20 protein-coding genes and 1 pseudogene are annotated in these 20,418 nt (G+C 45.2%); 11 read left to right on the forward strand and 10 right to left on the reverse strand.

The features are described 5' to 3' along the window. On the reverse strand, window positions 1-669 hold the full coding sequence (gene petB, locus ACQY1X_RS21935) for a cytochrome b6 (RefSeq protein WP_002738970.1): 669 nt from the start codon (window positions 667-669) through the stop codon (window positions 1-3). A gap of 238 nt (window positions 670-907) precedes the next feature. Between petB and ACQY1X_RS21940 the strand changes: the two genes are divergently transcribed. The 3 genes from ACQY1X_RS21940 to ACQY1X_RS21950 all read left to right on the forward strand — a co-directional run bounded on the left by ACQY1X_RS21940 (window position 908) and on the right by ACQY1X_RS21950 (window position 4,294). Further along, the gene (locus tag ACQY1X_RS21940; protein ID WP_016516520.1) at window positions 908-2,344 is read left to right on the forward strand and encodes a circularly permuted type 2 ATP-grasp protein; all 1,437 of its coding nucleotides are present in this window, start codon (window positions 908-910) and stop codon (window positions 2,342-2,344) included. Window positions 2,345-2,426: 82 nt separating this feature from the next. Further along, entirely contained in the window at window positions 2,427-3,428 is a 1,002-nt protein-coding gene (locus tag ACQY1X_RS21945; RefSeq protein ID WP_002751685.1) for an alpha-E domain-containing protein, read from the forward strand. Then, window positions 3,428-4,294 (forward strand): transglutaminase family protein, encoded by an 867-nt coding sequence (locus ACQY1X_RS21950; RefSeq protein WP_002794786.1) that lies wholly within the window; start codon window positions 3,428-3,430, stop codon window positions 4,292-4,294. The genes ACQY1X_RS21945 and ACQY1X_RS21950 overlap by 1 nt, the downstream gene beginning before the upstream one ends. A 123-nt stretch (window positions 4,295-4,417) precedes the next feature. Here ACQY1X_RS21950 and ACQY1X_RS21955 read toward each other — a convergent pair whose 3' ends face one another. Next, on the reverse strand, window positions 4,418-6,523 hold the full coding sequence (locus ACQY1X_RS21955; protein WP_430013557.1) for a pentapeptide repeat-containing protein: 2,106 nt from the start codon (window positions 6,521-6,523) through the stop codon (window positions 4,418-4,420). A 353-nt stretch (window positions 6,524-6,876) separates the two neighbouring features. Between ACQY1X_RS21955 and ACQY1X_RS21960 the strand changes: the two genes are divergently transcribed. Next, window positions 6,877-7,560 carry a DALR anticodon-binding domain-containing protein gene (locus ACQY1X_RS21960; RefSeq protein ID WP_190537567.1) on the forward strand — a complete coding sequence of 228 codons (684 nt, stop codon included), beginning with the start codon at window positions 6,877-6,879 and terminating at the stop codon, window positions 7,558-7,560. Between the two features lie 129 nt (window positions 7,561-7,689). Here the strand turns inward: ACQY1X_RS21960 and ACQY1X_RS21965 are convergent, their stop codons facing one another. After that, the gene (locus ACQY1X_RS21965; protein WP_002751676.1) at window positions 7,690-8,520 is read right to left on the reverse strand and encodes a hypothetical protein; all 831 of its coding nucleotides are present in this window, start codon (window positions 8,518-8,520) and stop codon (window positions 7,690-7,692) included. A gap of 365 nt (window positions 8,521-8,885) precedes the next feature. Here ACQY1X_RS21965 and ACQY1X_RS21970 point away from each other — a divergent pair, with 365 nt between their 5' ends. Continuing rightward, entirely contained in the window at window positions 8,886-9,380 is a 495-nt protein-coding gene (locus ACQY1X_RS21970; RefSeq protein WP_002778834.1) for a hypothetical protein, read from the forward strand. 83 nt (window positions 9,381-9,463) lie between these two features. On the opposite strand, the pseudogene ACQY1X_RS21975 reads toward ACQY1X_RS21970, so the two are convergent. The 3 genes and pseudogenes from ACQY1X_RS21975 to upp form a co-directional block, all read right to left on the reverse strand. Next, window positions 9,464-10,015, reverse strand: a pseudogene (locus ACQY1X_RS21975) (IS630 family transposase); the annotation flags it as partial. 311 nt (window positions 10,016-10,326) lie between these two features. After that, the gene (locus ACQY1X_RS21980) at window positions 10,327-10,614 is read right to left on the reverse strand and encodes a hypothetical protein (protein ID WP_430013558.1); all 288 of its coding nucleotides are present in this window, start codon (window positions 10,612-10,614) and stop codon (window positions 10,327-10,329) included. Window positions 10,615-10,628: 14 nt separating this feature from the next. Beyond that, on the reverse strand, window positions 10,629-11,282 hold the full coding sequence (gene upp, locus ACQY1X_RS21985; RefSeq protein WP_046663119.1) for a uracil phosphoribosyltransferase: 654 nt from the start codon (window positions 11,280-11,282) through the stop codon (window positions 10,629-10,631). A 448-nt stretch (window positions 11,283-11,730) separates the two neighbouring features. Between upp and ACQY1X_RS21990 the strand changes: the two genes are divergently transcribed. Together ACQY1X_RS21990 and mdh are read left to right on the forward strand one after the other, a co-directional pair. Then, the gene (locus ACQY1X_RS21990; protein ID WP_002758722.1) at window positions 11,731-11,946 is read left to right on the forward strand and encodes an NAD(P)H-quinone oxidoreductase subunit O; all 216 of its coding nucleotides are present in this window, start codon (window positions 11,731-11,733) and stop codon (window positions 11,944-11,946) included. A gap of 26 nt (window positions 11,947-11,972) precedes the next feature. Further along, window positions 11,973-12,950 (forward strand): malate dehydrogenase, encoded by a 978-nt coding sequence (gene mdh / locus ACQY1X_RS21995; RefSeq protein ID WP_002738829.1) that lies wholly within the window; start codon window positions 11,973-11,975, stop codon window positions 12,948-12,950. On the opposite strand, the gene ACQY1X_RS22000 is transcribed toward mdh, so the two are convergent. The 4 genes from ACQY1X_RS22000 to ACQY1X_RS22015 form a co-directional block, all read right to left on the reverse strand. Next, a complete protein-coding gene (locus ACQY1X_RS22000; RefSeq protein WP_002738408.1) occupies window positions 12,951-14,078 on the reverse strand; it encodes a THUMP domain-containing class I SAM-dependent RNA methyltransferase in 1,128 nt (375 codons plus the stop codon). Between the two features lie 682 nt (window positions 14,079-14,760). Next, window positions 14,761-15,387 (reverse strand): TetR/AcrR family transcriptional regulator, encoded by a 627-nt coding sequence (locus ACQY1X_RS22005; protein WP_002747032.1) that lies wholly within the window; start codon window positions 15,385-15,387, stop codon window positions 14,761-14,763. 225 nt (window positions 15,388-15,612) lie between these two features. Continuing rightward, window positions 15,613-16,035: a hypothetical protein gene (locus tag ACQY1X_RS22010; protein WP_016516458.1), complete on the reverse strand. Its 423-nt coding sequence runs from the start codon at window positions 16,033-16,035 to the stop codon at window positions 15,613-15,615. Then, window positions 16,028-16,246 carry a hypothetical protein gene (locus ACQY1X_RS22015; protein WP_002747030.1) on the reverse strand — a complete coding sequence of 73 codons (219 nt, stop codon included), beginning with the start codon at window positions 16,244-16,246 and terminating at the stop codon, window positions 16,028-16,030. Before ACQY1X_RS22015 ends, ACQY1X_RS22010 begins: the two co-directional genes overlap by 8 nt. A 206-nt stretch (window positions 16,247-16,452) precedes the next feature. Between ACQY1X_RS22015 and ACQY1X_RS22020 the strand changes: the two genes are divergently transcribed. From ACQY1X_RS22020 to psbC, 4 genes are all read left to right on the forward strand, one after another. Beyond that, window positions 16,453-16,929: a YbjN domain-containing protein gene (locus ACQY1X_RS22020; RefSeq protein ID WP_130758437.1), complete on the forward strand. Its 477-nt coding sequence runs from the start codon at window positions 16,453-16,455 to the stop codon at window positions 16,927-16,929. After that, entirely contained in the window at window positions 16,892-17,653 is a 762-nt protein-coding gene (locus ACQY1X_RS22025) for a lipoate--protein ligase family protein (RefSeq protein ID WP_002778839.1), read from the forward strand. Before ACQY1X_RS22020 ends, ACQY1X_RS22025 begins: the two co-directional genes overlap by 38 nt. Before the next feature lie 325 nt (window positions 17,654-17,978). Next, entirely contained in the window at window positions 17,979-19,034 is a 1,056-nt protein-coding gene (psbD, locus tag ACQY1X_RS22030) for a photosystem II D2 protein (photosystem q(a) protein) (RefSeq protein ID WP_002737445.1), read from the forward strand. Beyond that, a complete protein-coding gene (gene psbC, locus ACQY1X_RS22035) occupies window positions 19,018-20,400 on the forward strand; it encodes a photosystem II reaction center protein CP43 (protein WP_002801320.1) in 1,383 nt (460 codons plus the stop codon). The genes psbD and psbC overlap by 17 nt, the downstream gene beginning before the upstream one ends. Window positions 20,401-20,418 lie beyond the last annotated feature (18 nt).

Consider the following 20,418-nt stretch of genomic DNA (forward strand, 5'->3'; position numbering starts at 1 on the left):
TTATAGAGGCCCAGAAATGCCTTGTTTACGGATCATCAAGAAATGTAGCAACATGAAGACCGCGATCGACCAGGGTAGTACAAAAGTATGTAAGCTGTAGAAACGGGTTAAAGTTGCTTGACCGACGCTTTCGCTACCGCGCATCAGGGTGACGAGTTGATCACCGACGACGGGAATAGCAGCAGGTACACCGGAAACAATTTTAACCGCCCAGTAACCCACCTGATCCCAGGGTAAGGAGTAACCGGTGACACCGAAGCTAACGGTGATTACGGCCAGGACAACCCCAGTTACCCAGGTTAATTCGCGAGGTTTTTTGAATCCACCGGTCAGGTAAACGCGGAAAACGTGCAGGATCATCATTAAGACCATCATACTGGCGGACCAGCGATGGATAGAACGAATTAACCAGCCAAAGTTAACTTCGTTCATGATGTACTGTACGGAGGAGAGGGCCTCTGCTACAGTGGGTTTGTAGTAGAAGGTCATGGCGAAACCAGTGGCAAACTGGATCACGAAGCACACAAGGGTGATGCCACCCAGACAGTAGAAGATATTGACGTGAGGGGGAACGTATTTGGTGCTGATATCATCAGCGATCCCTTGAATTTCTAAGCGTTCCTCAAACCATTGATAGGCTTTAGAATCCGTTACTTGTTTGGTAAACATCGCGTAACCAGTAAGAAAAATGAAAGATTTAATGTGTGACCTTTAAAAAATGTAACACAGTTTTCAGGTCTAATTCTCGCTCCGGTCAGGTTTCTCCACCGGTGGGGATCGATTGGCGATCGCTAGGGACGAAAAACGGCTAACTTCCTAAAATTTCCCTTAAAATGTCTCCTAGACTACAAAAAATCAGGCCAATTGTCCGACACTGGGAATAGGTAAGGTATGAAATGAGGTCAGCGTGCTATTAAATACCTACGATCCCGAAGGCTTCTACGACGAACTATTCTTAGATGATGGTCAACCTCGTCCCCACTCGTCCCCTTTAATCAAATGGTTGCAGAATCTGCCGCCCCGAGAACTTCAACAACACCGGGAAACGGCTCAGTCGGCCCTGTTTGAATTGGGGGTGACTTTCAATGTCTATAGCGACAATCAAGGGGTGGAAAAAATCTTTCCTTTTGATATTATTCCCCGAATTGTCTCGGCTGAGGACTGGGATTATTTAGAAAGAGGACTGAAACAACGCATCAAAGCTCTCAATCTTTTTCTCTCCGATATCTACAATGACCAGTTAATCATTAAAGATGGTATTATTCCCCCCGAATTAATCGCCTCGGCGACGGGATTTCTGAAACCCTGTGTGGGACTGAAACCCGCCGGAGGTATCTGGTGTCACATCACGGGAACCGATTTAGTCCGCGATAAAGATGGTCAATGGTACGTTTTAGAGGATAATTTGCGGGTTCCTTCCGGTATTTCCTATGTCCTCGAAAATCGTCGGGTAATGAAAAGCACTTTCCCCGATATTTTCCAGACAATGAATGTTAAACCGGTGGATGATTATCCTTCCCATCTGTTGGAAACTCTCCTCAATTTAGCCCCAGCCCAATTACCTAATCCCACCGTGGTGGTTTTAACCCCCGGAACCTATAATTCTGCCTACTTTGAACATTCTTTTATTGCCCAACAAATGGGGGTAGAATTAGTGGAAGGGCGTGATTTAGTTGTCTTTGATGGTTATCTACAAATGAAAACCACCAAGGGATTAAGACGGGTAGATGTGGTCTATCGTCGCCTCGATGATGACTTTTTAGATCCGGCGGTTTTTCGTCCCGATTCGATGTTAGGTGTACCCGGATTATTAAAAGTTTTCCAGGAAGGTCGCGTCGCTTTAGCTAATGCTCCGGGTACGGGAGTCGCCGATGATAAGGTTATTTATGCTTTTGTCCCCGATATGATTCGTTATTATCTGGGAGAAGAAGCGATTTTAAATAACGTTCCTACCTATCTTTGTTGGCGAGAAAAGGACTTAGATTATGTCTTAAATAATCTCGATAAGTTAGTTGTGAAAGCCGCTAATGAGTCGGGAGGTTATGGGATGTTAGTCGGTTCTCAAGCTACCCCCGAACAAAGGGCAGAATTTGCCCCACGCATTGCTGCTAATCCCCGCAATTATATCGCTCAACCGGTGTTAAGTCTTTCTAGGGTTCCCACTTTAATTGACACGGAAGTTGAAGGTCGTCATGTGGATTTACGTCCCTATATTCTCCATCGTGGCGATGAAATTTATGTGCATCCAGGGGGGTTAACTCGCGTGGCTTTGAAAAAGGGTTCTTTAGTGGTTAATTCCTCTCAAGGTGGTGGCAGTAAAGACACTTGGGTTTTAACCAAGTAATCAGGACAATAATCAAAATTTTGGTGGGTTACTAACCCACCCTACCCTTTTCTTTTTCCTTTTCACTTTTTCCCAGTTAATTATGCTTAGTAGAGTTGCTGATTCAATTTATTGGTTAAATCGCTATATTGAACGGGCAGAAAATGTCGCCCGGTTTATGGATGTTAATCTTAATTTAATGTTAGATGTACCTACCAGCGTTTTGCAACAGTGGGAACCTTTGGTTTTAACCACGGGAGATTTAGAACAATTCAAGAAACGTTACGGCACAGCCACCGCAGAAAATGTGATCAATTTCTTGACATTTGACACGGAATATAGTAACTCAATTATCTCTTGTTTGCGCTGGGCTAGAGAAAATGCTCGGTCAGTTCGCGAGATTATTTCTTCGGAAATGTGGGAACAGGTTAATGGTTTTTTCTTGATGGTAAAAGATGCTTCCTCTTACCATCCTCAAACTACTTTACCGAACTTTTTTACCCAAGTTAAATTGGCTAGTCACCGTTTTGCGGGGGTAATGGATGCAACGATGACTCATAATGAAGGTTGGCATTTTGGCGTTATGGGAAGATTACAGGAACGCGCCGATAAAACCGCCAGAATTCTTGATGTTAAATACTATTATCTCTTACCTTCCGCTCAATGGGTAGGAACTTCTCTAGACCAAATTCAATGGATTGCTTTACTGCGGTCGGTGAGTGCCTACGAAATGTATCGTAAATGTCAACGACGGATTACTCCTAGTGACGTGGCCGAATTTTTAATTCTTAATCGAGAATTTCCTCGTTCAATTCACTTTTGTCTGCGGGAATTAGACCACTGTTTGCATCAAGTTACCGGTACTCCTGTAGGAACTTGGGGCAATTCGGTAGAAAGAAGTTTAGGGCGACTTTGTGCCGAAATGAGTTATCTAACTATCGAGGATGTTATTGAAATGGGATTGCATGAATTCCTCGACCATATTCAAAAAAGAGTTAATGATGTGGGAATAAAAATGACAGAAACTTTCTTTGTTTTTAATCCCGAACTTGCCTCACCTCTGCCAGTAAATAACTTTCAATATCAATCCCAATTAACAACTTAATGCGTTATCACATTCGGCATCAAACCAACTATTTCTATAATCAACCCGTGATTTTATCGCCTCATCTGCTGCGCTTGCGGCCAAAATCCGATGGTGGGCAAACTTTGCGAGAGTTCACGCTCAAAATTAACCCAGAACCTTTAACAATAACTAATATTATCGACCTCGATGGTAATTCTTGTTTACAAATTTGGTTTAATCAACCGACGGAAGAATTATTGATTGATGTGGTCAGTGAAGTGGAAACCCATGGGGTTAATCCTTTTCAGTATTTGTTGGAACCTTGGGCGACCTGTTTACCCTTTGATTATCCTATTTCTCTCCACAGTCAATTACAACCCTACAGACAATTCTATGGGTTAAATAATGACCCTGATATGGCAGCATTAGCCCAAGAAATTATGCAGGAAACTGAGGGACAGGTGCTATCTTTCCTGTTTAATCTTAATGACAAAATTTACCGCAATTGTCAGCAAATTATTCGTCTTACTGGAGAACCCTATCTACCCGGAAACACTTGGAAAAATAAGCAGGGTTCCTGTCGCGATTTTGTGGTTTTATTTATGGATGTGTGTCGCTGTGTGGGATTAGCTTCCCGTTTTGTCAGTGGCTATCAAGAAGGAGATTTAGACCAAGAAGAAAGACATTTACACGCTTGGGTAGAGGTGTATTTGCCGGGGGGCGGCTGGAAAGGCTATGATCCTAGCCATGGATTAGCGGTGAGTGACCGTCATATTAGCCTCGTTTCTAGTCCAATTCCCCGTTATTGCGCGCCGGTAGAGGGAAATGCTCGACCTGTTAGTCTCGGTCATCAAGTGATAGAATCTCAGCTATCATCGACAATTGCGCTCGATTTGTTATCTTGAGGGTGATTGTTTATTGGAGTTACTAATATGTTAGAAATGGCGCAAGTTTGGACTAAAAAAAAGTGCGGCAAGTCGATGCTATAGCCCTAACTAGAACTGCGCTAAAGCGCAACTACAAACCTATCAGAAGCCTAATGTTTTCAAAATTATCGGTAAGGCTTTTTGACAGGCTTGGGCAAGTTTGCTGGCAGGTTCCAAAGCTTTAGCAATTGTTTCGAGAAAATTAACCGCTCGTTGGGCTTTCTTTTGCAGTCCGGCATCATCAGGATTTTGACTAGCTTGGGCAATCTTTTTCACTTGGTTGGCGGCTTCGGCTTTTTCTTCTTCATCTAAATGGCTGTCAATTTTAATCGCCTGGGTTAGTTCTTGCAGTAAGGCTTTGAGTTGGGCATTTTCTGGGGAAGCATCGGCCGCAATTTGGTTAATGGTATTGGTTACATCGCCGATGATTTCGCCGAAATTGACGGCGGAATTATTAATATCGCGGATGGTGATATTTGGAGAACTGTCGTTACTGTGGCTCATGGCTTTTGCTTCTACATGGATGGGACGGTTGGCGAGGGTTTTGGTAATTTCCATCATATCAACACTTTGTTGGCGATAGATGGCAATTTCTGTCTCTTTGGCGGTGAGTTGTGCCTTATATTGGGCTTCGATGGCTGCGAGTTGTAGTTGATAATTTTGGTTAAATTCTTGATGAATTTTCTCTTTATCAGTATCGGGCGGTAAATGGACTTTTACCACTATCACCCCATCCCCTTTATTGGCAATGCTCTGCACCTGAAGCGGCGTATCTTCATTCTGCACTTGTACTATTTTTAAGGCGGCAATGAAAGCTTTCCAATCTACCCCATTGCGGAAAATGAGGTCAACGGTGTCGAACATTTCGGCAAATAATTTAGTAAATTCGCCCGGTTGAAATTCGCCACTGCTGGGGCGGCGCTCTTTTTGCCCATTAAGCAGATAAATGTACTGGCAGTCCACCTCATCCAGTTGGGTGGTGGCATCAATATTCCAATTTTCCACGCAAGCACCCGTCAGAGTAGCATGGCGCAAATCGGTATTGACGGCGTTGACTTCGGTGAGGTTTGCCCCCGCAAGGTTGGCGTATTGCAAGCTGGCTTCACTGATATTCGCTAGGCGCAAGTTGGCAGCTTGCAGGTTTGCCCCCTCCAGGTATGCCCCCCGTAAATTGGCTTGGGCAAAGTCTTTTCCGCTTCCGGTGCGGGAATCAATCAAAAATTCTCTAATTTGGGGATTGGCTAATAAGGTATTGCCGGGGCGGGCTAATTCCAATTTAATTGCTTGTTTAAAAATTGTTTTATTCAAGATTGCCTGATTAAAATTGGTACTTTTTAAGGTGGCTCCTGTAAAATCCGCCTCGGTTAAATTGGCTTGAAAAAAGGATGTGCCACCAATGGCAGCAAAGGCTATCACAATTTTACGCAACCAAGGATCGCGGTGTTCTTGTTTAAGGGTCAGCCAACCGAGCCAACAGAAAAATAATGTCAAGGCTACGGCTACGACTACGGCTTCGGCTAGGGCTCCGGCTACGGCTCCGGCTAGGGCTAGGGCTCCGGCTAGGGCTCCGGCTAGGGCTCCGGCTCCGGCTAGGGCTAGGGCTAGGGCTCCGGCTCCGGCTACGGCTCCGGCTACGGCTAGGGCTCCGGCTCCGGCTCCGGCTCCGGCGAAGGCGAAGGCTACGGCTAGGGCTACGACTACGGCTAGGGCTCCGGTTTCGGCTCCGACTCCGGCTAAGCCTACGGCTACAATTCCGACTTTGACTCCGAGGAAGACTCCGACTGAGGCGAAGACTCCGACTGAGGCGAAGGCTCCTGCTACGGTCAAAATATTTTTGCGCCAAGCAATGTGGAAAGTGGAGATGAGAAAAATTAAGGTGAACCAACCAGTAACTTGGTGTTCTGGATTGGAATAAAAAATTAAGCTCACCATATAACCGACGAAGGCGGAGAAAAAACTCGAAATCACAATTAACACCAAAGCCAACCCCAGCAAAATCAGCAGCGACCGCTTCGGTAATCCCGCCTTCGCCCAGGTAAACTTCGTCCCCGTCAAATTCGCCCGACTAAAATTTGCCCCGCGTATATCACAACCACTGAAATCCGCCCCCGCTAAGTCCGCACTGCGAAAGTTACCACCCCGCAAGGATTCCCCCCGGAAATCCCGCCGCCCGTTTTTGTACTGTTCAATAACTGCCGCTGCCTTCATCGCCTACGAAATTGCCATACTATGCCCTCAATCTTACTGCAAGTCAGAAAGCGGGTTTCCTGAGAGAATCCGATTGATAATCGCATCCCACTAAGCGCTTCGGGATTCTTGGTTCAACGAGTCCACGTTCAAAAACCTGGCATTTTTATGGGCAATCGTGTCAGGTTCCACACCTCACGTTCTAGAATATATCTGGATTTCCCCCATAGATATCTACTACAATAGCCGAAAACTGGCTCTTCTGGTGTTTATGTGGAAGGAAGAAGAATAGGGATAATTTCGGTGCATCTCAATTTGGTGGAAATATCTAGAGGACGTTTTGGGCGCACGCAACTACGTTTACCCTTCTGAGTATGAATTTTATCTGCAATCACCCCTCGATCGAGCATTGTTTAAAACAACAATTAATTAATCTTTTTCCAGAAAACAACCATAAATTAACTTTCTATCGTTGCCAAAAAACTGATAGTATCCTCTATCGTTCACCTCTGTTTTATTATTTTACACCCGCTCAATGTCAAACCATATTTAACCATTTAATCGCCCTTTTTCCACAAATTCAGCTTAGGGAAGGATGGCTAGAATTATTATTAGATCAGCAATTTTTGTCCTTTTGGTTACTGAAACTAAACGATTTAATTGATAAATTTTTCTCTGATCAGCTTCCTCTCCATCCCGAAGGAGAATTTTTCTTTTTATTTCAATATACCCACGCTCGCTATTCTAGTTTGTTACAACTGCTCAATCGGGAAAAAATTAGATTAACCGAGTCAGAACTATTATCATGGCATCATCCCGCCGAAATAGCCTTAATCCTGCAAATTTTAACCGTTTGCGATTGTTGGGAAGGCCAGAAACTCTATCCCCTAACTGCGAATTTTTGCGAAGCGATGCTCAATTTTGAGCGTAACTGTCGCATTATCGGAGAATCGGCCCCAATTCAGCAATCGAGATTAATCCTGATTAGCGTCAGTCAAAAACTACTTAACCGTCTTCTCCGTCAAAAATGGCAACTGCTGCCGATGACGGAACTATAAAAATATTAACTTTTGTGAATTTAGTGGACAAAACCATCAGCTTATGATAGATTTTAATTAGTGTGAGGAGCGAACCAGAATAGAGAGCCGAGACGAAACATGGACAGTCGCCGGCTCTCTTTCTGTTGTTCAGGAATTATCTTTTTCTTGGCGATATTTAATAAAAGTGGGCAAATCAACCCGAAAAGAGGAATATTTCGGGGAAGGAGAGATGATAGGTGCGGGCCAATCCCTGTCTTTCTTATTTAAGGATTCTACTGGCTCAATAGTCTCTAATTCCGCTACAAAATCATCGATGGGAGCCACTTCATCGTTTTCTTGATTCTCTGTCTGAGACCAAGGCTCAATCGCAGCTGCCTTGTCAACAATGGCTAAATCTGGGGAAAAATTGCGATCGCTACCGCGCTGGAAATACTGGGCCAAGGCCGCTTTATACTGGAGGGTGTAGCGTTGCTGACGTTGGAGACGGGTGCGTAATTCCTGCAATTGCTGGTCATAGTTGCACAGTTTTTGGCTTTTTTCCTGATAACTTTCCTGAATTAAGGCACATTCTCGCTCTAAACGGGCTAATTGTTGGCGCGTGCGGGTCAATTCTGCGGTCAAATTGGCAATAATCATCGGTTGCCGTTGTTCTGCTTGACGATACTGTTCGATTTCTCCTAAAGCTCGCTGTAATTGTTGCTTTTCGTATTGCAGTTCCTCGTTTTGCTGCTGGATTAGGGTATCGCAACTTTGCCAGCGACGATGTTGCTCGGCTAACCGCGATCGCAGTTCCGCCAGAGCTTGCTCCCGTCGCCAGATCTCCGCTTGTAATTCTTGATTTTGTTGACGTAAATGAGAGGATAGAGCTGCCCAATCTGTCTCATCTGTTGATTGACTCTCATGCTCGACAATTTCAGCAGTGATGACAGTATCCGCATGGGTGAGATGATCGAGGTACAGGTCGGAATTATCGTTCATAAAAGCCAAAGGATGAGGAAACCTAGAAGTTTAGAGACGTTAAAAGCCTTCTATCGTTCCAAAAAAAAATGGGAACCGCATTGTTAGAGACTGCCGCGCGGTTCCACTGCCGATCCTTAAGAGGAGAACACTATAAATAACTATAAGCTTATTAGGAATTTTTGTCAATACTTAATGAGAAGTTTTTTCAATAAGTTGGAGAGGAGAGGGGAATCGACTAATTCCTAGATAGCTATAGTGCGGGGTATCTGGCCCGGATCCAGGGAAGAATTAGCCACAGCAAAATTGACACAAGCACTGGTCGAGCGGGTTAGCGGCTCGATATGCTTCAATAATCCTATAGTTTTTATTTTCCTTGTCGTATCATGCCACGTCCCCCGAAGAAAACCCCTAGCACCCCTGAACCTCCCGAAGAGCCAATTAAAACCACTCCTCCCCTACAACCTCTACAAATTATTAAAAAGGGTTCTAGGGCTGCAGTACCCCCCAAACCTCCAGAAACCCCTCCAGAAATAATTGAGGAAAAACCAGCCGAGGAAACGGTAAAATCAGCCAGTAGTGAGATAAAATCTCCTCTCCGTCCCCGTTTCGATTCGGCTCCTCCATTCCGAAAACCGATTCCCAAAGCAGAAATTCCCGTCATCGAAAAAGCGACGGGAGCTAATGGCGAAGTATTTAATCTGACCGATTCTGTCCTGATTACTGAACCTTTTGGTACTCGTATTCCTGCTATTATCGATAGTTTTTATGCCGATGATCAAGGCGAAATCTGGGCGCGACTCAAACCAGTGGAAGTTAATCCCGATTGTCGCTGGGAACAGGCCTGTATTCGCTCTCAGGGTTTGGTAAAAGCCGAGTAAGACAGTTATCAGTTATCAGTTATCAGTTATCAGTTATCAGTTATCAGATTTGAGTTTTAAGTGTGCAGTAAGCTGTTCGTAATTTAAATTGCGTTAACAGAATTACCCTTGTTTTTCAACTTGCGATCCCACTTAATAATTAGACCTCCTTCATTTATAAAGTTGATGTAAAAGAGATTCTAATTCTTCAACTGATTTAAAAAGTCGATGAGCGATAAATTCTTTTGTCGAGTGCCAGAGCAATTCAATGATATTTAAATCTGGGCTATATGCGGGTAAACACTCTAAAATTAAGTTGGGCATATTTTCAGCAATTTTACCAACAACATCCGTTTTTTTGTGAACACTAGCATTATCGAGAATCAGGACAATCTTTCGACCCTTTTCTCGAAAATCCTCCTCTTTATTCCCCGCTTCCACCCATTCTTTAATGATTTTTGTATAAAAAACTTTTACCACTTCATAAAAAGTTTCTCAATTTCCTTTTTTGATGAATTCTACGAATCTTTTTTTATCGGAATATCTCACTCCTCCCATCCCATTTACTCGACCACCTCTTCTTTGTCCGCTAACTTTTTTTTTGCTTTTTTTCCCCATGTTTTTCTTCTCATGACTCTTAAACTATAGCTTTTTTCAGTCTGCTGAGGTACAAAAGTTATGGGCTTTAGACGAAAGGAAAGAAGAATAGGTGTACCTCACTAGCTTAAGAAACGCTATATTCTGAATGAAAACTTGAAGTTTTACTCTTAACTCAAAACTCTTTAGATATGCTTTAATTTAGTTATCAAAATCTCTTTATTTAAGCGGCACAAACTGTCTCAATTTTGATAATTGAGAATAAATTCTCCTTGATTTGATTAATGTTTGGCAACTTTTAAGAAGCGGCTATACCTATCCCTAACTCAAAGTTATATAAAGGTTTTGAGATTTATTCAGCCAACCCTATTTAATGATCGCTGCCCTTTTCCTGTACCGATCCTAACTGTTGACGCACATCATCGATCGCTAGATTTAACTGGGCAATTTTATCTTCTAAACTGCGGCGGGCCATTTCCATGCCTTCCTCGGGAGTCAAGCGCCCATGGCGGATACCCTCCACAAAGGACTGATTATCACCAGCTGCTAAACCGCGGCGGCTGCGATTAGCCAACACTGTCCCCAAAACACCGCCCACTAAACCACCGACAATCGCACCGGCTAAAAAACCGCCCGCAAACCCATCTCGCTGACTCATAATCCGTTTTTCTCCTAATAGGTTCCAAAAGCTCGATCGCCGGCATCGCCCAACCCCGGCACGATGTAACCACGGCTATTTAGTCCTTCATCGATAATAGCCGTATAGATGTTCAAGCTGGGATAATTTTGACTCAATTTCTGTAAAGCCGGCGGGGCAGCCACCACGGAAATCAGGCGAATTAGGGCAGGATCAACGCCTCTGCTGGTAATTTCTGCCATTGCCGTTGAAATTGATCCCCCCGTGGCTAACATCGGTTCGAGAATTAACACTCTCGTGGCCGGATCAAAACTAGCCGGTAATTTATTTAAATAACAACTCGCCTCTAGGGTTTCCTCATTTCTGGCTAAACCGAGATGATAGGTACTAGCTAGGGGTAAAAGACTTTGCGCCCCTTCCAACAGGGCTAATCCTGCGCGTAAAATCGGGACTACGGCGATCGGTACGCTAGGATCGATAAAAGTAGCGGGACATTCCGCTAGAGGGGTTTTAACGCTAGTTTCCAGGGTCGGCAGCCATTGCCGCGCCGCTTCGTAGGTTAACCAGCGCCCTAGTTCCGTCATCGCTGTTTTAAACAGTACCGGGGGGGTATTTTGATCGCGGGCGATCGCCAGCCAATGCTTAACCAGAGGGTGTTCGGGAACGTAGACGCGCAGTTGTAAAACCATGAAAACACGAGAACTCGATCGAGGGCTAAACTTTATCTTAAGCCAAAAAGCCATCAGCCCGGAATCAGTTATTAGTTTCTGAAGGCAAGGGGCGACAGGCACTCATGCAAAAGAAAGAATCTGGCAATTCTCCCACCTAAAAACAAGGGTAAAAACTAAGTAGGTAGGTATTGAAAACTTTCAGATGCCCCCCTTATTAAGGGGGGACTAAGGGGGGATCGGCACCCTCCTTAATAAGGGGGGGGATCGAACCTAAAATCCATTTTTAATTTAATTATAACCAGCCACCTAAGTACATCAAAGCTTTTAGCTTAACCAATTAGGTTTTAGATTCGGCCTTTGGTATCGGTTATCAGTTCACTGATGACTGAAAAAGCCCTTGTCAGAGGTCTGCCCGAATATGTAACAATTTATGGGAGAAACCCCCAGCAAATTTAACGAGAAAAACATGGCAGCTACAATTAAGAAAGGAGCTTTAGTCCGCGTGGTGACGGGAAACCTAGAAAATAGCCTCGAAGCCCTAGCCAGCGATCGCCGTTTACCCAGTTATATGTTCAACTCGACAGCAGAAGTCTTGGATGTAAAAGATGATTACGCTTTGATTAAATTCTATGTTCCTACCCCCAGTGTGTGGCTAAAGCTCGAACAACTGGAACCCGTCTGATGAGGATATTGCCTCATCCATAAATCATGGTTGACTTCTACGATACACTCATCCCCTGCCAATCGCCCCGAGTCTCGGTTATTGGTGCCGGTAACGTCGGACGCACCCTGGCCCAACGCATCGCCGAAAAAAACCTCGCCGATGTGGTTCTCCTCGATATCGTCAATGGTTTGCCCCAGGGTATTGCCCTAGATTTGATGGAAGCTCAGGGCATAGAACTGCACGACAGCGAGATTATTGGCACTAATAACTACGAAGACACGGCAGGCTCGGATATTGTCGTGATTACGGCTGGATTAGCCAGAAAACCGGGCATGAGTCGCGATGATCTCATGAATGTCAATGCTAAAATTGTCGTCGAGGCCGCCACTAAATGCCTCAAGTATTCTCCGGAAGCCATTTTTATTGTCATCACTAATCCCCTGGATGTGATGACCTATCTAGTCTGGCAATCGACCGGTTTACCCCCCCAAAGAGTGATGGGAATGGCCGGAGTCCTCGATTCTTCCCGTTTACAAACCTTTATCGCCATGGAATTGGGGGTTAGTACCGCCGACGTTCATGCTATGGTTTTGGGTGGTCACGGTGATTTAATGTTGCCCCTACCCCGTTACTGTACCGTCAGTGGTGTGCCGATTACCGAATTAATGGACGAGATAACAATTAACCGTTTAGTGGAGAGAACTCGCAACGGTGGGGCTGAAATCGTCAAATTACTGCAAACTGGCGGCGCTTATTATGCCCCTGCTTCCTCTGCCTGTACCATGGTCGAGACGATATTGAGAAATCAATCCCGTTTACTGCCGGCGGCAGCCTATCTTAAGGGTGAATACGGTTTACAGGATGTCTATCTGGGGGTTCCCTGTCGCCTAGGATGTCGGGGTGTGGAAAGTATTCTGGAAGTGCGTTTGACCGATGCTGAACGTCTGGATCTACACACTTCGGCTGCCTCAGTTCGTCAAAATGTTCATTTAGCTCTTGACAGTCTCAAGGTTTTGATGTAGTTAATACAACTCATATTTTAAGAGGGTACAGGGCAAAGAACCGTTATACAAGGGAGTGCGACGGGAAGAACGCAGACCGATTTGTTTAGTCAGTTCTTTGTTTCCCGATAAAATATAGGCTGTCCAACCCTTAAACCTCTGTTTTAAGACATCACCGAAGGATTTATATAAGGCCCCTAATTCTTCGGTATTGCCCAATCTTTTGCCGTAAGGGGGATTACAGAGAATAATCCCTCGATCGCTCGTCGGTTCTAAGTCGGTGATGCTTTGCAAGCTAAAATTAATATAGTCCTGCACTTGACAAAAATAGGCGTTATCCTCGGCCTGACGCAAAACCTCATAATCGGCATCACTAGCATAAATTGGCGCATTTAGCTGAAATTTTTGTTTTTCTTTAGCTTCCTGAAGCAAAGATTGCCATAAATCCGGTTGATAGTCTGGCCATTTCTGGAATCCGAACTGGGAACGGGATAAACCGGGGGCAATATTTAAAGCTTTTAACGTCGCTTCGATGACAATGGTTCCCGAACCACAGAAAGGGTCCAAAAGCACCATATCATCCTGCCATGCTGATAATTCTACCAAAGCAGCGGCAAGACTTTCTTTCAGAGGTGCGACTCCCATGGCCCGATGATACCCGCGACGATGTAAACTGTGGCCAGAACTATCTAAACTAAGCACACAGCGATTTTTCTCGATATGAGCGTTAATTTGCAGGTCGGGGTTTTCTGTATCCACAAAGGAACGGGGATTGCCCTGTTGACGCTGTTGGTCGATAATAGCGTTTTTGATGCTTAAAGCGGTGTAATGGGTGTGATTGAGGCGATCATTCGTTCCCGTACATTGTACCGCTAAAGTTTCCTCACTGCTGAGATAATCTCGCCAATCAATGGCTTGAATACCATCATACAGTTCCTTCCCATCCCCACAGGGAATTTCGGCAATGGGAACCAAAACCCGAAAAATAATTCTTGACCAAAGATTGACTCGATAGAGTAGGGAGATATCCCCCTGAAAATGGACTCCGGTGAATACTGGTTTCACTTCTTTGGCCCCTAGGAATTCTAATTCCCTAGCGGCAATTTCTTCTAGTCCCCTAGCGGTGGTAGCAAAATAGGATCGAGTCATTTCAGTTATCAGTTATCAGTTATCAGTTATCAGTTATCAGTTATCAGTTATCAGGTTTCAGTTTTCAGGTTTCAGTTTTCAGTTTTCAGGTTTCAGTTTTCAGTGACTAGCGCTGGTCGTTGGTAGCTTGAAATCAGAAAGATTTTAATTTTTGTCCCCTTGTAAATTCCTATCTCATTCGTTCTTTCTTTATCTTGCAGTTAGTTGGCGATCAAATCAAGTTTTTGTTAGGAAATATTAAGGGTTTCTCTCAATCAAGACTAGACAGCATTCTCTGAGAAAATAATGTAGGCGCTCATCATCATTCTTCTCTCGAGTTGCCTGAGCTATATTTGCTAGTTCTGTTTCTCCTATCTCTATATTATCCAGCCAACGCTCAAAATCTCCTCTGTCCATGTGTTCTTTAAATTTATTGGGATTATCTATAGATAATTCGAGTAATTCTGGGATATTGTTAACGACTTTTACTTCACCATTGTCTAAGTTAAAGAGGTCATTCTGTTATTCTTACTTCCCCTCCCGACGACCGGCTACTGACTCCTGACGACCGACTCCTAACCCCACCAATAAACTTTTTGCCGTAAACCCTACTTAAGTAAGCTAAAACGGATTTTAACCGCCTATCCTTAGATTAGCTGTCTCGGAGTCTCGGAGTCTCGACTAGGAAATTAATTTTGCACGACTACTTAACTAACACTCCATTCAGAAAAATTTCGGCAATACCTTCGGCCATTTCTTGTAAAGCTAAGGGGGAAGCATTACTATCTAAAATAGTTTCACTAGAAAAACCGGCAATTGCGAACATTCCTAGAAAAACCTGGGCTACAATTTTCGGATTCATGGGACGATAGATACCACGATCGATCGCTGTTTGAAAAAAAGCCTCAGCCACATCGGTCATTTTAGCAATTACCTCCGATTGAATCCGCTCTTTTAATTCGGGGTGAAATTGTGCCTCTATAAAACAAACTCGCAATAAATCGCTATTTTCTCGCATTCTCAACACCCTACGTCGCATCACCTGCGCTACCGCTTTATAACTGCCCATTTCGCTCAATTCCGTCAGCAAGTCGGTGAGAATGTCCACCCATCCCCTAGTGGCCACTTCGATTAAAATCGCCTTTTTGTTGGGAAAATAACGAAATAAAGTTCCTTCTGCCACATTTGCTTTTCCTGCTAGGTCTTTGGTCGTGGTTCCTTCATAACCCTTAGCGGCAAATAAACGTAAAGCGGCCTGTAGAATACGACTACGGGTATCTTCTTCCCCAGAATTGGTCTCAGTTAGGGAACGTTGAAAAAGACTTTGCATAATTATTGACAGCTAGAACGGGATAGAGCCATTGTCATCGATCAAGTTAGGTGTTTACTCAAATGCTTCATAAAATTTTGAGTAATTGGGATTAGAGATTGTTCGGTTATCGTTCCGCAGACTTCCCCAGAAATCAAGCTAGAAGCTTGTCCACCTAGCTAAAATCTTAATGAGTTTCATACGGTCGCTGTGCAAGCGGATAGTTAGACCGTAGCTCACCCCTTTTTATACAACCGTTCTGGGGCGAACTGCAAATTCAGACTGCGAACGGGAAAAACAAACATCAAACTCAAAAAGGAAATTAGCCTGCCCCAAAATTAAAGGTGTACTAGGAGCTTGAGTCCAGGCAAATGCTAGATTAACGGTGGGGAATGGGTTAACTTGGCCTTCAACAACGACGGCACGAGCTTGACAATGGGCTAAGTTCCCAGCCAAGATAACCGAAAGATTTTCATTCTCCCAGATAAAGCCTAGTTGTAGGCCCAACTCGTAGGGTAGAACGTTGACACTTGCTCCCGTATCAATCAAACCTTCGGTGTTTAAGGAGCGCCCATTCAGACCCAGCGTTATAGGCACATATGGCATTCGGTCAACCATGCTGGAACTGGTGTCAATAATTTTGTAGGGAAATTTTTGACCATCAAGCATTCTGTTCTTTTTGTTTTGTAGCCAGAAGGTTCATTAAGGTGTTGGCCGCTTCAGAACAGCCATAGGGAGACCAGATTGGGTACTCTTGACCTTCTACAAAAAAGTCTCCGTTCTCTTCTTTGACAAGCTCAGTGGCCAAGAATTGCATTAGTCGCAGCTTGTCAATTTTTGAAAGTTCCTGGATTTGAGATTTGAGTTCAGCCAAGGACATTTTGAGAGCCTCTTTTCTGAAATTTGGTGGCAAGGTAATGATACTGGCTTCTGGTTCAGGTACAGACCAGCAATCAATATTCTACCATCCAGACTGCTGAAAAATATCGTCAGTGCTGGGTTGTAACCAGTATTTTCCCCGATTTTTTTGACTTTTTACTTTTCTCTTGGGATAAGATTGTGATCGATCGAGTTTAGGGAATTTTTATGACCACAGAAAGTTTAGCGACTTCAGAAGCAATAGAGTCAATGACCGATGAATTTCTGGCTAGTACGAGCAGTCACCAAGAAATGATTGAAATGGTTATTTCTACTCTGCAGCAGAATGATACTGCTATGGTACAACATACAGAAAAAGGTTATCTGTGGAAGTTTCAGTATGGTAGCGTTGAGGTATTTGTGCAGTTAACTGGGGAAAGCGATGATGATTTTCTCACGGTGTGGTCTTCTGTGCTGAAATTGCCTGTTCAGGATGAATTGGGATTAACCCGCAAGTTATTAGCGATGAATTGTGCCGAAACCTTTGAATCTCATTTTGCCATTATGAATGATCAGGTGGTGGTGATTTCTCAGCGTACTGTGGCCGATTTGTCTCCCGGGGAGATTTCCCGAGCAATTACTCTCGTGGCGACGGTAGCAGATAATAATGATGAAATGTTACGAGAATCCTTTGGTGGCAGCTAAAATTTGGCGTTATATCCCTCCAATTATCTCATCGGCAGAGCTACAAATGGCGATCGATTCTTGGTTACTAGAACAACACCGTTGTGGTCATCATCCCCCGACTCTGCGTTTTTATCAATGGTCGCCCCCAGCTATTTCCTTGGGCTATCATCAACGGCAATATCCCGATTTTTGGCGTGATTTGACTTGGCAAGGTCAAAAAATCTCCCTAGTTCGTCGTCCTACCGGTGGCCGGGCCGTACTACATCAGGGGGATTTGACTTATATGGTGGTAAATTCGGGGATGAAGGGGAATGTTAGGAAAGTTTACTGTCAAATCTGTCAATTTTTAATCACAGGCTGGCAAAATCTCGGTCTAGAATTGTCCTACGGTGCTGCCGGCCGGGGATATATCCATTCTGCTAACTGTTTCGGTACAGCTACCGGTGCGGATTTAGTCGATAATTGGGGAAATAAATTTATTGGGAGCGCCCAACTGCAACGGGGTTCCTCGGTTCTCCAACATGGTTCGATGGTGTTAGAGCAAGATAATTCGCTGTTTGAGCAAGTTTTCGCCAGTGCTGCCCCTCAAAAGCTCAATTTAGCCCCAGATTTGACCCTAGAGACAATTATCGCTACCCTGAAAACCGCCGCCGAGGAATGCTTTGATTGTCAATTGCTAGAGCAACCCCTAGAGGATTGGGAATGGCGATCAATTAAAAAAATGAATATAAATACTCATTGACAAAAAAGTTTTTGTGTGTATAAAAAATCAATTATGAGTCAAGTTGTATAGATTTGTAATTTTTTGCTAATAATAGTTAAAGGTAGATAGAGGCCGCAAGGAACCAAAGTCTTACCGAACTCGAAATTATTGTCTAGCTTGTGCTAGTTTAAGAAACGTTAATCTTTTACAGTTTGTGAGGATTAACGAGCGATCGCAGCTAGTTTAGTTAAGCTAATCCAGTCAATCGATCGCGCCATCTTATAAGACAATGGGAGTAATCCCAGACTCAAAAAAGTTAAGAAATCTTGCCCGTGATTTCAGTTAAGCAAGAGGAAAAATACCCATGACCATTGCTGTCGGACGCGCCCCAGAAAGAGGGCTGTTTGATGCTCTCGATGACTGGCTCAAAAGAGACCGTTTCGTCTTCATCGGTTGGTCTGGTTTACTACTCTTCCCCTGCGCCTTCATGGCCCTAGGTGGATGGTTAACCGGCACCACCTTCGTCACCTCCTGGTACACCCACGGGTTAGCCAGTTCCTACCTGGAAGGCGGCAACTTCCTGACTGTAGCCGTCTCCACCCCCGCCGATGCCTTCGGTCACTCCATCCTCTTTCTCTGGGGACCGGAAGCCCAAGGTAACTTCACCCGTTGGTGTCAAATCGGCGGTTTATGGCCCTTTGTCGCTCTCCACGGTGCTTTCGGCCTGATTGGCTTCATGCTGCGTCAGTTTGAAATCGCCCGTTTAGTCGGCATTCGTCCCTACAACGCCCTCGCCTTCTCTGGCCCGATTGCGGTGTTCGTCAGTGTCTTCCTGATGTACCCCCTCGGTCAGTCTAGCTGGTTCTTTGCCCCTAGCTTCGGCGTGGCTGGTATCTTCCGTTTTATTCTCTTCTTCCAAGGCTTCCACAACTGGACCCTCAACCCCTTCCACATGATGGGTGTAGCTGGTATCCTCGGTGGTGCGCTTCTCTGTGCTATTCACGGAGCGACCGTAGAAAATACCCTGTTTGAAGACGGTGAAGGTTCCAACACTTTCCGAGCTTTTGAACCCACCCAAGCGGAAGAAACCTACTCCATGGTCACTGCGAACCGTTTCTGGTCGCAAATCTTCGGCATCGCTTTCTCCAACAAACGTTGGTTACACTTCTTCATGCTCTTTGTCCCCGTGACTGGTTTATGGATGAGTGCTGTGGGTGTGGTGGGATTAGCTCTTAATCTACGGGCCTATGACTTCGTTTCTCAGGAATTGAGAGCGGCGGAAGACCCGGAATTTGAAACCTTCTACACTAAAAATATTCTGCTTAACGAAGGTCTGAGAGCTTGGATGGCTCCCCAAGACCAACCCCACGAAAACTTTATCTTCCCTGAGGAGGTTCTCCCGCGTGGTAACGCTCTCTAATATCCCTACCGCTAGTGGTCGTGACCAAAGTTCCACCGGCTTCGCTTGGTGGTCTGGTAACGCTCGTCTTATCAACCTCTCCGGTAAACTGCTCGGCGCTCACGTCGCCCACGCTGGTTTAATCGTTTTCTGGGCCGGGGCAATGACCCTGTTTGAAACCGCCCACTTTATCCCCGAAAAACCGATGTACGAACAGGGTTTAATCCTGCTCCCCCACTTAGCTACCCTCGGTTTTGGGGTCGGTCCGGGTGGTGAAGTAGTCGATACCTTCCCCTACTTCGTCGCTGGTGTTCTGCACTTAATTTCTTCGGCTGTACTCGGTTTTGGTGGTATCTACCACGCTATCCGCGGACCGGAAACCCTAGAGGAATACTCTAATTTCTTCGGTTACGACTGGAAAGACAAAAACCAAATGACCAACATCATCGGTTATCACCTAATTCTCTTGGGTTGTGGTGCGCTGTTGTTGGTATTTAAAGCCATGTTCTTTGGCGGTGTCTACGATACCTGGGCCCCCGGTGGCGGTGATGTCCGCATCATCACTAATCCTACCCTCAACCCCGCAGTTATCTTTGGTTATCTGACCAAAGCTCCCTTCGGTGGCGAAGGCTGGATTATCAGCGTCAACAACATGGAAGATATCATCGGCGGTCACATCTGGATTGGCTTAATCTGTATCGCTGGCGGTATCTGGCACATTCTCACCAAACCTTTTGCCTGGGCGCGTCGCGCTTTCATCTGGTCTGGAGAAGCCTATCTGTCCTACAGCTTGGGCGCTCTTTCCATGATGGGCTTTATCGCCGCCGTTTACGTTTGGTTTAACAACACCGCCTATCCCAGTGAATTCTACGGTCCGACCGGCATGGAAGCTTCCCAAGCTCAAGCTTTCACCTTCTTGGTGCGTGACCAACGCTTAGGTGCTAACGTCGCTTCTGCCCAAGGCCCCACCGGTCTAGGTAAGTACCTGATGCGCTCTCCCACTGGCGAAATCATCTTCGGTGGTGAAACCATGCGTTTCTGGGATTTCCGCGGTCCCTGGTTAGAACCCCTCCGCGGTCCTAACGGTTTAGACCTCGACAAAATCAGAAATGACGTACAACCCTGGCAAGTGCGCCGCGCGGCTGAATACATGACCCACGCTCCTTTAGGTTCCTTGAACTCTGTGGGTGGGGTTATCACTGACGTTAACTCGTTTAACTATGTGTCTCCTCGCGCTTGGTTGGCTACCTCTCACTTCACCCTCGCCTTCTTCTTCCTGATTGGACACCTCTGGCACGCTGGACGCGCTCGCGCCGCCGCCGCCGGTTTCGAGAAAGGAATTGACCGCGAGACTGAACCCGCATTGGCAATGCCTGACCTCGACTAATTTCGGTTAGTTCGATGG

Origin of the sequence: Microcystis protocystis FBCC-A270, assembly GCF_050500235.1 — a bacterium.
In the GTDB taxonomy this organism is placed as follows: domain Bacteria; phylum Cyanobacteriota; class Cyanobacteriia; order Cyanobacteriales; family Microcystaceae; genus Microcystis; species Microcystis ichthyoblabe_A.